Annotated in this window: 8 protein-coding genes; 2 read left to right on the top strand and 6 right to left on the bottom strand. The window is 73.2% G+C overall.

Translation table 11 applies throughout. The features are described from left to right. Positions 1-69: 69 nt before the first annotated feature. From ACFU0Y_RS14780 to ACFU0Y_RS14770, 3 genes are read right to left on the bottom strand one after another with little or no spacing between them, the layout of a single operon-like run. Complete coding sequence (locus ACFU0Y_RS14780; protein WP_380215283.1) at positions 70-1,095, bottom strand: sugar ABC transporter permease; 1,026 nt, start codon at positions 1,093-1,095, stop codon at positions 70-72. A gap of 1 nt (position 1,096) precedes the next feature. Further along, positions 1,097-2,728 (bottom strand): ABC transporter permease subunit, encoded by a 1,632-nt coding sequence (locus tag ACFU0Y_RS14775; RefSeq protein WP_380215282.1) that lies wholly within the window; start codon positions 2,726-2,728, stop codon positions 1,097-1,099. Continuing rightward, a complete protein-coding gene (locus ACFU0Y_RS14770; RefSeq protein WP_380215281.1) occupies positions 2,728-3,957 on the bottom strand; it encodes an extracellular solute-binding protein in 1,230 nt (409 codons plus the stop codon). The genes ACFU0Y_RS14775 and ACFU0Y_RS14770 overlap by 1 nt, the downstream gene beginning before the upstream one ends. Before the next feature lie 237 nt (positions 3,958-4,194). Here ACFU0Y_RS14770 and ACFU0Y_RS14765 point away from each other — a divergent pair, with 237 nt between their 5' ends. Both ACFU0Y_RS14765 and ACFU0Y_RS14760 read left to right on the top strand, forming a co-directional pair. Beyond that, complete coding sequence (locus ACFU0Y_RS14765) at positions 4,195-5,922, top strand: glycoside hydrolase family 13 protein (RefSeq protein ID WP_380215280.1); 1,728 nt, start codon at positions 4,195-4,197, stop codon at positions 5,920-5,922. Further along, positions 5,883-6,944, top strand: coding sequence for a LacI family DNA-binding transcriptional regulator (locus ACFU0Y_RS14760; RefSeq protein WP_380215279.1), 1,062 nt, complete (start codon positions 5,883-5,885; stop codon positions 6,942-6,944). The genes ACFU0Y_RS14765 and ACFU0Y_RS14760 overlap by 40 nt, the downstream gene beginning before the upstream one ends. A gap of 166 nt (positions 6,945-7,110) precedes the next feature. Here the strand turns inward: ACFU0Y_RS14760 and ACFU0Y_RS14755 are convergent, their stop codons facing one another. The 3 genes from ACFU0Y_RS14755 to ACFU0Y_RS14745 form a co-directional block, all read right to left on the bottom strand. Continuing rightward, positions 7,111-8,673, bottom strand: coding sequence for a molybdopterin-dependent oxidoreductase (locus tag ACFU0Y_RS14755; protein WP_380215278.1), 1,563 nt, complete (start codon positions 8,671-8,673; stop codon positions 7,111-7,113). 13 nt (positions 8,674-8,686) lie between these two features. Further along, on the bottom strand, positions 8,687-9,721 hold the full coding sequence (locus tag ACFU0Y_RS14750) for an ArsA family ATPase (protein ID WP_380215277.1): 1,035 nt from the start codon (positions 9,719-9,721) through the stop codon (positions 8,687-8,689). Beyond that, the coding region (locus ACFU0Y_RS14745) for a cory-CC-star protein (protein ID WP_380215276.1) at positions 9,712-9,955 on the bottom strand (244 nt) is incomplete at its 5' end. The genes ACFU0Y_RS14745 and ACFU0Y_RS14750, both read right to left, overlap by 10 nt.

The raw sequence follows: 9,955 nt of genomic DNA, 5'->3' as shown, positions 1-9,955 counted from the left end.
CCCCCCAGGTGCGTTCGGCGCACGTGGGGGGCGCGGGCGGGCGGGTGGGGGAGGTGGGTGGGCCGGTGGTCAGCCCTTCACGGCACCGCCGGTGAGCCCGGAGACGATGTAGCGCTGGAGGAACAGGAACAGCACGACCACCGGGATCGCCGCCAGGATCGCCCCGGCGGTGAACACGCCCCAGTTCTCGCCGAACTGCACGGCGACGAACTGGTAGAGCCCCACGGCCAGCGTGTACTTCTCCGGGTCCTGCAGCACGATCTGGGCGAGCAGGAAGTCCGAGAAGGACGCGATGAAGGACAGCATCCCGACCACCACGAGGATGGGGGTCACCAGGGGCAGGATCATGGTCCAGTAGATCTGGGCGTGCGAGGCGCCGTCGATCTCCGCCGCCTCGTCCAGGTCCCGGGGGATCGTGTTGAAGAAGCCGTACATCAGGAACGTGTTGGCGCCCAGCGCCCCGCCCAGGTACACGGCCACCAGCCCCAGCCGGGAGTTCAGGCCCATGAACGGGTAGACGCCGGAGATCGCGAACAGCAGCAGGAAGATCGCCACGAACGCCAGCAGCTGCGGGAACATCTGGATGACCAGCAGGGCCAGCAGCCCGCCCTTGCGGGAGCGGAAGCGGAACCGGGAGAAGGCGTAGGCCGCGGCCGCGCCCATGAGCACGGTGCCCACGGCCGTGGTGACCGAGACGAACAGCGAGTTCGCGAACCAGGTCAGGTAGGGGTTCTGCGGGTCGTTGAGCAGATTGGTGTAGTTGGCGCCGGTGATCTCGGAGAACAGCCGGTTGGACCCCAGCAGGGAGCCCGAGGCGGACAGCGAGGCCGAGAAGGCGTAGACGAGGGGGAAGAGGGCGAAGACGCACGCGGCGATCGCGGCGAGGTGCTTCCATCCGCCGCGGGCGAAACGACGGCCCGCCGTGGGCCGCGGGCGCGCGGTCCCGCGGGTGCCCGCCGGCGCCAGGGGACCGGCGGGCTGGACCGTGTTCGAGGTGCCGGTGGACGGGGCGGCCGTGGCCGCGGCCCAGGGGGCGCGGGCCGGGCCGTCGTGGCCGGGGCGGTCGCCCGGCGGGGGCGTGGTGGGAGTGGTCATGTCAGCTGATCTCCTCGAGAGCCTTGCTGCGGCGGAACGTCAGCGCGGAGATGACGGCCACCATGATGAAGATGAGGATGGACAGGGCCGAGGCCAGACCGTAGTCGTTGGTGCCGCCGGCGAACGCGATCTTGTAGACGAACGAGATGAGGATGTCCGTGGCGCCCACGCCGGTGGTCGACTCCAGGTCCTGGGGGCCGCCGCCGGTGAGCAGGTAGATCACGTTGAAGTTGTTGAAGTTCATGGCGAAGGACGCGATGAGCAGCGGGCCCACGGCCACCATGAGCATCGGCAGCGTGATCGCCCGGAACTGGCGCACCGGGCCGGCCCCGTCCATCTCGGCGGACTCGTAGAGCTCCCCGGGGATCGCCTGGAGAGCACCCGTGGTCACGAGGAACATGTAGGGGAAGCCCAGCCAGAGGTTGACCAGCAGCAGCGAGACCTTGGCCAGCCAGGGGTTGTCCAGCCAGGGCACCCCGGCGCCGCCCAGCAGGACCTGGTTGACGAAGCCGAAGTCCGCGTTGAGCAGGCCCGCCCAGATGAGGATGGACAGGAACGCGGGGAAGGCGTACGGCAGGAAGATGATCGCCCGGTAGACGTTCCGGAACCTCAGCTTCTCGTCGTTGAACAGGACCGCCAGCAGCAGACCCAGGAAGAAGGTCAGCGCCACCGAGAGGATCGCGAACGCGAAGGTCCACAGGGTCACGGAGACGAACGGCCCGCCCAGGACGGCCGGGTCGAAGATCGCCGCGAAGTTGTCCAGGCCCACGAAGACCCGCCAGCCGGGCCGCAGCGCCTCGCCGTCGTCGCTGACGAAGGCGCCCTCGCCGTTGTCGGCGTAGACGGTGCCGTCCGTCGCGACCATCGCGTTGGCCGCCTCGTCGAAGACGAGGGTGGGCTCGTAGGCGTAGGCCGTGCGGCCGTCGTCGGTGCGCAGCACACCGTCCTCGGCCTGCTCGCTCACCGGGACCCGCAGGTCCATGAGCTCGGGCTGGGCGCCGACGACCTCCTCGTAGGAGAGGACCTCGTAGCCGGGCGCCTCGGCGACCCGTCCGTCCGCGGCGGCTGCTCCCTCCAGCGGGGACAGCGGCCGGTCCGCGGCACCCACGAGCACCTGGTCCTCCTCCACGGCGGCCAGGGCCAGGCCGTCGGCGCCCTCGAGCACCGTGACCGGATAGGCCGCGGAGCCCTCGATCCGCTGCTCGTACGTGGTGGTGAGCTGCGTGATCGCCGCGTCCTTGGTGGCGTTGTGGCCGTCGCCGTAGTTCGTGAACGCCGTGGCCGCGGTGTAGAGGACCACGAAGATCTGGAACACCAGCAGGAAGATCAGCCCGGGGAAGAGGTACTTGGCGGGCAGCAGCCGGCGCGTCGGCAGGAAGTAGACGAGGTCGGCGACGACCAGGGCGACGACGAGGAAGACCAGGATGCCCCAGCTGCCCACGGCCCAGGCCGACAGGATGCCGAAGAGGCCGAAGGCGTTGATCAGGCCCATCAGGACCAGCTTGACCACGAACCCCAGGCCGAACCCTCGGGAGTGGGAGTGCGGGCGGTCGAGGGGGGCGCCGAGCCCGGCGCCCCCGCCGGTTCCTCCGGGGGCGGTGGTCCCGTCCCGGGTGGTGGTGCTCGTGCTCATCAGATCTGTCCTTCGATGTTGTCGATCATGCGGTTCCACAGCTCCACGGGGTCCCCGCGCCCGTCCACGACGGCGTTCTCGGTGGTGCCCCAGAAGCTCCACACCGCGCCCATCGCGGGAATCGCCGGCATGGGCAGGCCTGTCTCGGCGATCTCCGCGTAGGCGGAGCGCAGCGGGTCGCCCTGCATGCGGTCGACGGCCACCCGGCTCGCCGGTGGCCGTCCCGTGCTCTCGTAGAGGGCCGTCTGCGACTCGGGGCGGGTCAGGTAGTTGGCGGCGAAGTCCTGGGCGGCGACCGGGTTCTGCGCGTTGGCGTTGACGAAGAACGCCTGGACGCCCACGAACGGACGGGCCTCCTCGTCCCCGGCCGGGGGCACGGGCAGGACGCTCACGTCCATCCCGGCGCCCTCGATGTCGGCCAGCTCCCACGGCCCGCCCAGGTGGAAGGCCGACTGGCCGTTGACGAAGGACTCCTTGGCGATGTCCGGGGTCATGGAGGTGCGCAGGTCCCCGGTCTCCCCGAGGTCCTGCAGGTAGCGGGCGAACGCGTGTCCGCTCTCGCCCCCCATGGTGAGGCTGCTCGTGTACTCGCCGTCCTCGGTGCGCTCGAACACCTCGGCGCCGAAGGAGGTCTGCAGGGCGTACAGGTGGTACGGGTCGCCGTTCTCCGGGGACTGGCTGACGGTGAACGGGTACTGGATGCCCTCCCGCTCCATGACCCGGTGGCCCTCGGCCCGCAGCTCGTCGAAGGTCGCCGGGTCCGCGGTGGTGAGCTCGTTGTTGCGCAGCAGCGCCACGTTCTCGATGGCGTAGGGCACGCCGTAGCTGACGCCGTCGTAGACCACGGCGTCGCGGGCGTTGTCCGAGAAGTCCTCGGCGCGGTCGCCCATCTCCACCGGGACGACGACGCCGTTGGACGCCAGCTGCCCGAGGTTGTCGTGCGGCGAGACGATGATGTCCGGCGCCTGGCCGGTCGGGGACTGGGAGATGAAGTTGGAGATGGTCTGCGCGTGGACCTCCCGCTGGACGAACTCGACCTGCACGCCGGTGTCCGCGGTGAAGTCCTCGGCGATCTCGCGCAGCGCCGGGATCTCGTCGTCGCCGGCCTGGATCTTGATGCTGCCCGGCCCGCCGGCCAGGCCGGCGACGCCGGCCGTGGGCGCCGAGGAGCACCCGGCGAGCAGGAGCACGGCACCGACGGCGGCGGCCGCCCGGTGGAGGTGTTTCATGGTGGGGTTCCTCGATGTCTTCCGTGGTCGTGCGGTCGCGACGGCCGGTCGGCGTGCGGGGCGGTGCGGATCGCTCGGGCCGTTGCCGCCGAAGGGTCTCGCACCGGGAGGTGAGCTGAGTCACTACTGTAAGCGCTACCATAGGACCTGTCCACACCCGGCAAGGCAACGGCACCTTGCGGACACTCATGGTGATAGCGCTTCCAGTTCGGCGCGATCCGCCCTACGATGGAGCGCATGTCCACGACCTCCGGTGCGCTGCAGTCCCTGCGCCTCTCCCCCGTCCACGACCGCGACCAGGACCCGCAGTGGTGGCGGTCCTCGGTGATCTACCAGGTGTATCCCCGCTCCTTCCGGGACCTCGACGGGGACGGCGTCGGGGACCTCGCCGGCATCACCGCCGAGCTGGGACAGCTGGCGGAGCTGGACGTCGACGCGATCTGGCTCTCGCCCTTCTACCCGTCCCCGCAGCTCGACGGCGGCTACGACGTGAGCGACTACTGCGACGTCGACCCGGCCTTCGGCACCCTGGCGGACTTCGACGCGCTGGTGCGGGCCGCGGAGGCGCTGTCGATCAGGGTGATCATCGACCTGGTGCCCAACCACTGTTCGCAGGAGCACGTCCTGTTCCGGCAGGCCCTCGCGGCGGGTCCCGGCGCCCCGGAGCGCGATCTGTTCGTCTTCCGGGACGGCCGCGGCGCGTCCGGGCAGCTGCCCCCCAACAACTGGCAGTCCCACTTCGGCGGCCCCGCCTGGACCCGGGTGACCGAGGCCGACGGACGGCCCGGCCAGTGGTACCTGCACCTGTTCGACTCGTCGCAGCCCGACTTCAACTGGGACCACGAGCTGGTCCGGGCCGAGTTCGAGCGGGTGCTGCGCTTCTGGCTCGACCGTGGCGTCGCCGGCTTCCGGGTCGACGTGGCGCACGCCCTCGTCAAGGCCGAGGGTCTCCCCGACTGGGACGGACGCGCCGACGGGGGGAGCGTCCCCGGCTTCCCCTTCACCGACGCCCCGATGTTCGGGCAGCCGCAGATCCACGACATCTACCGGCGCTGGCGCGAGGTGCTCGCGGAGTACGACGGCGAGCGGATCCTCTGCGCCGAGGCGAGCGTGGACCCGCTGGAGCGTCTGGCCGACTGGGTGCGGCCCGACCAGATGCACCAGGCCTTCAACTTCTCCTACCTCGCCGCCCCGTGGGACGCCGCGGAGCTGCGCCGGATCATCACCTCCTCCCTCGAGGCGTTCGACGCGGTGGGGGCCCCCACCACCTGGGTGCTGTCCAACCACGACGTCGTGCGGCACACGACCCGCCTGGCGCTGACGGCGGACTCCCCGCGCCCGGGCGACGGCCGGGGGCCCGAGGACGAGCAGCCGGACCACGTGCTGGGCACGCGGCGGGCGCGCGCCGCGTCCCTGCTCATGCTCGGCCTGCCGGGCGGCGTCTACCTGTACCAGGGGGAGGAGCTGGGCCTTCCGGACCACACGACCCTCCCCCACGACGTCCGCCAGGACCCGACCTACCACCGCACCGGCGGGGACCGGCTCGGCCGCGACGGCTGCCGGGTGCCGCTGCCCTGGACCAGCACCGGGGCGTCGCTGGGCTACAGCGCCACGGGCGAGGCCTGGCTCCCGCAGCCCCCGGGCTGGGCGGAGCTCTCGCGCGAGGCGCAGCGCCGCGACCCGGCGTCCACGCTGTCCCTCTACCGCGCCGCACTGGCGCTGCGGCGGGAGCACGGGCTCGGCTCGGGCTCCCTCGCGTGGGCGGAGGACCACACCGGCCCGGACTGTCTGGGCCTCGTCAACAACGGCGTCCTGGTGCTGCTGAACACGGGCTCCGCCCCGGTCGAGCTGCCGGACCTGCCGGTGCTGCTGCGCAGCGGGTCCCCGGCCTCCGCCCCGCATATCCTGGAGCCGGAGGAGTGTGCATGGCTGCTGACGGAGGACCCCGGGACCACCGGACGATGAACCCACCCCGGCTCCAGGACGTCGCCGCCCGGGCGGGCGTGTCCACCGCGACCGTCTCCCGGGCGCTCAGCGGCAAGGGGCACGTCTCGCCGCGCGCCCGGGCCCGGGTCCGGGAGGCGGCGCAGGAGCTGGGCTTCGTGGTGTCCTACCACGCGTCGAGCCTGGCGAGCGGTCGGAGCCGGAACATCGGGGTGGTCCTCCCCCACGTCGACCGGTGGTACTTCTCCACCGTCCTGGAGGGCGTGGCCGGCGCGCTCGTGGAGGCCGGGTACGACCTGACGCTGTACAACTTCGAGGGGGACCGGTACCGGGCGACCGTGCTGACCGACTTCCTCCTGCGCAAGCGGCTGGACGCGGCCGTGGCGGTGTCCCTGCACCTGGACCCGGCCGAGACGGAGCAGATGTTCGCCGCCGGCATCCCCCTCGTCGGGGTCGGGGGCCCGCTGGTGGGGGCATCCACCATCAGCATCGACGACCTCGACGTCGGGCGCCGCGCCACGCAGCACCTGATCGGGCTGGGCCACCGGCGGATCGCGCACCTCGGCGGGGCCGGGGAGGGCAGGCGCTACTTCCCCATGTCCACCGACCGCCGGGACGGCTGGGAACAGGCGATGGCGGGCGCCGGGCTGCCCGTCGACCCCGCCTGGTCGCTCATCGCCGACTACACCTTCACCGACGCCTACCAGCAGGCCAAGAACCTCCTGGCGGACCCCGCCCACCGCCCGACGGCGGTCTTCGCCTCGTCCGACGAGATGGCGGCCGGCACGATCCTCGCGGCGCGGGACCTCGGCCTCACCGTGCCCGGGGACCTGTCCGTCATCGGCGTCGACGCCCATCCCATCGGGGAGGCCTTCGGCCTGACGACCCTGGACCAGCACGCCCGGCAGCAGGGCACCCGCGCCGTCGAGCGGCTCCTCGAGCACCTGTCCGGAGGCCCCGGCGAGCCGTCGAACGAGGTGTTCCCGGCCCACTTCGTCGTCCGGTCCTCCACCGGACCGGTCGCGGCCCCGCACGTCCCCTGACCCGCCCGGGCCTGCCTCCGTCCCGCCCCCCCGGCGCGCCCCAGACACACCTCCGGCCCGCCCCTGCCCCGCGAACTCACCGGTTCTGCCCGAGAGGGCGGCACATGTGCGCCGATCTCGGGCAGAACCGGTGAGTTCGACGGAAGGGGGGCGGCGTGGAGGCCGGTCAGGCCACGGTGAACGTCCGCTCGTGCCACCCCGAGGCGCCGTCCGGGGCGGGCGGGGCCTGCTCGGCGGTCTGGACGGCCCCGTCCCGGTCGACGGCCCGCACCCGCGCGGTGTGCCGGCCGCCCGGGAGGCCGGTGCGCAGCACCCACTGCCGCCAGGTGTCGTCCGTGCCCACGGAGCCCAGCTCGGCGTCCTGCCACGGCCCCTCGTCCACGCTGACCTGCACGGCGGCGATCCCGGTGTGCTGGGCCCAGGCCGTGCCGGCGAGGACCACGGTGCCGGGCTCCGTGCGCCCGCCCTCGGCCGGCACCTCGATGCGCGAGGACATCTTGATCGGCCCGCGGGCCGTCCAGCCGCGCGAGGTCCAGTACGCCTCCGCCCGGTCGAAGCGGGTGACCTCGAGGTCCACCACCCACTTGGTGGCCGAGACGTAGCCGTAGAGCCCGGGCACGACCATCCGCACGGGGTAGCCGTGCTCGAACGGCAGCGGCTGCCCGTTCATGGTCACCGCGAGCAGGGAGTCCCGCCCGGGGTCGGTCAGGGCGTCGAGCGGGGTGCTCGCCGTGAAGCCGTCCTCGGAGGTCGAGAGCACCATGTCCGCCTCGGCGGAGGGCCCGGCCTCGGCGAGGAGGTCCCGGATCGGCACGCCGGTCCACACCGCGTTGCCCACGAGGTCGCCGCCCACCGGGTTGGACACGCACGCGAGCGTCACGATCCGCTCGAGCAGCGGCCGGGCCGTGAGCTCGTCGAAGCCCAGGGTCAGCTCGCGCTCCACCATGCCGTGGATCCGCAGCTCCCAGGCGGCCACGTCGATGCGCGGCACGGACAGGGCGGTGTCGATGCGGTAGAAGTCGTCCGCGGGCGTGAGCCAGGGCTCCACGTCCGCCACGCCGAGGTCTGCCCCGGCGGGGACCGGGTCCCGCACCGCCGGGGCGGGGATCCGCAGCAGGTCCCGCGCCGCGGGCACCCGGGCGGCCGCCGCGGACGCCCAGCGCCCCGCGACGCCGGCGGCGGCGCCCAGGACGGCGGCGGCCGCGGAGACCCGGACGAAGCCGCGGCGGTCGAGCCGTCCCGCGGACCGCGCCGACGGCGCGGTCCGGCGGGTGAGCACCGTCAGGAACAGCGCCCCGGCCCCCGTGCCGACGACGACGGGGACCGTGTCCGCCACGGCCGGCCCCGCCCGCGTCAGCACCGCCAGCAGCCCGAGGAGCCCCAGCACGCCGAGCAGCACCGTGCCCATCGGCGGATTGGCGCGCTGCGCCGCCCCGATGCCGGCACCGACGGCCACCAGGCCGGCGGCCATGACGAGCAGCAGCACGAGCTTGTCCGCGGTGCCGAACAGGGCGATCACGGTGTCCTTGACCGGGGCCGGGACCGCGTCCACGATCACCCCGCCCACCGCGGTGAGCGGCGCGCCGACGGGTCCGGTCACCCAGGCCAGCAGCTCGGCCAGGCCCACGGCGAGGGCGGTCGCGGCGACACCGGCGAGGATCCACGGTCCGAGGTCGGCGGGGGGCCGTCGTCGTCGCGCGGTGTCCGCACGGTGCGCGGTGGAGGTCATGCGCGTCAGCGTGTCACGTGGCCCTGAGATCCGCCTGGGCGAGCGCGTCCCCGAACCGCTCGAGCGCCTCCTGTCCCACGACGTCCCCCGGCAGCAGCGGCACCTGCAGCACCGGGACGTCCGGGAGGGCGCCGCGCAGGGTGGCGACGTGCGCCTCCTCCAGCGCGCGGCGCTCGGCGAGGAAGTCCCCGGCGTCCGCCGGGGAGCGCTTGTTGATCACCAGGGCCCCCACGTGCACGCCGGCGCGGACCAGCTGCTCGTGCAGCTCGACGGTCTCGAGGACGGGCAGTCGCTCGGCCGCGAGGACGATGACGAAGCTGCAGCGCCCGGCGTCGGCGAGCACCTCGCGCAGGGCCTCGAAGCGCTCCCGGCGGCGCAGCAGGATCCGGCGGATCTCGAGGTCCCGCTCCTCGCGGGGGTCGCGGGGCCGGCCGGTGCCCACGATGCTCTCGCTCGCGGCGTCCCGCTCCTCCAGGCCCCGCAGGGCCGCACCGAACTTCTCGGCCTTCCCGCGGCGGCGCAGCAGCCCCTCCGTCCAGGCGGACATGATCTCGGGCAGGGCCATGAGCCGGGCCGTGTGCCCGGACGGGGCGGTGTCGAAGACGATGAGGTCGTAGTCGTCCAGGCCCGTGGCCACGAGCTCCGCGATCCGCTCGAGCACCGCCGACTCGTGGGTGCCGGGCGAGTCGCGGGCGAGCTCCATGTGCTTGTCGACCTCGGCGGCCAGGTGCTCGGGCATCAGCCGGCGGACGGTGGCGCCCACGGCGGCGAGGTGGGCGTCGGTCGTGGCGACCGGATCCACCTCGATGCCGTCGAGCCGCCCCGTCCCGGCGCCGCCCGGGTCCCGGACCAGCGGGGTGATCCGGTCCCCCACCGGGCGCTCCCACAGGTGCCCGAGGTTGTGGGCGGGGTCGGTCGAGACGACGAGCACCCGGCGGCCCGCCCGGGCCTGGGCGAGAGCGGTGGCGGAGGCGACGGCGGTCTTGCCGACGCCTCCCTTGCCGCCCACGAACAGGACCCGGCGGGCGGCGGCGAGCTCTAGCAGCATGAGACGTGCTCCAGGGGCGAGCGCTCCATGCCCATCCGCCGGTGCCAGTCGTGGAACCGGTCGTAGACCACGGGCAGCAGCTCGACGGTGTAGTAGCTGGCGGGGTTGGGCACGCCCAGGGCCTCGGAGAGGACCAGCATCATGAACAGGTCCTCCTCGTCGCGCTGGGCGCGGGCGAAGGTGCGCCGGTAGGGCGCCACGTAGAACTCGTGCAGGCCCGCCCCGAGGCGGGCC

The organism is Kocuria sp. NPDC057446 (genome assembly GCF_042802875.1).
Lineage (GTDB): Bacteria > Actinomycetota > Actinomycetes > Actinomycetales > Micrococcaceae > Kocuria.
The sequence above is the reverse complement of the archived record's forward strand: the minus strand, read 5'-3'. Positions and strand labels throughout refer to the sequence as shown.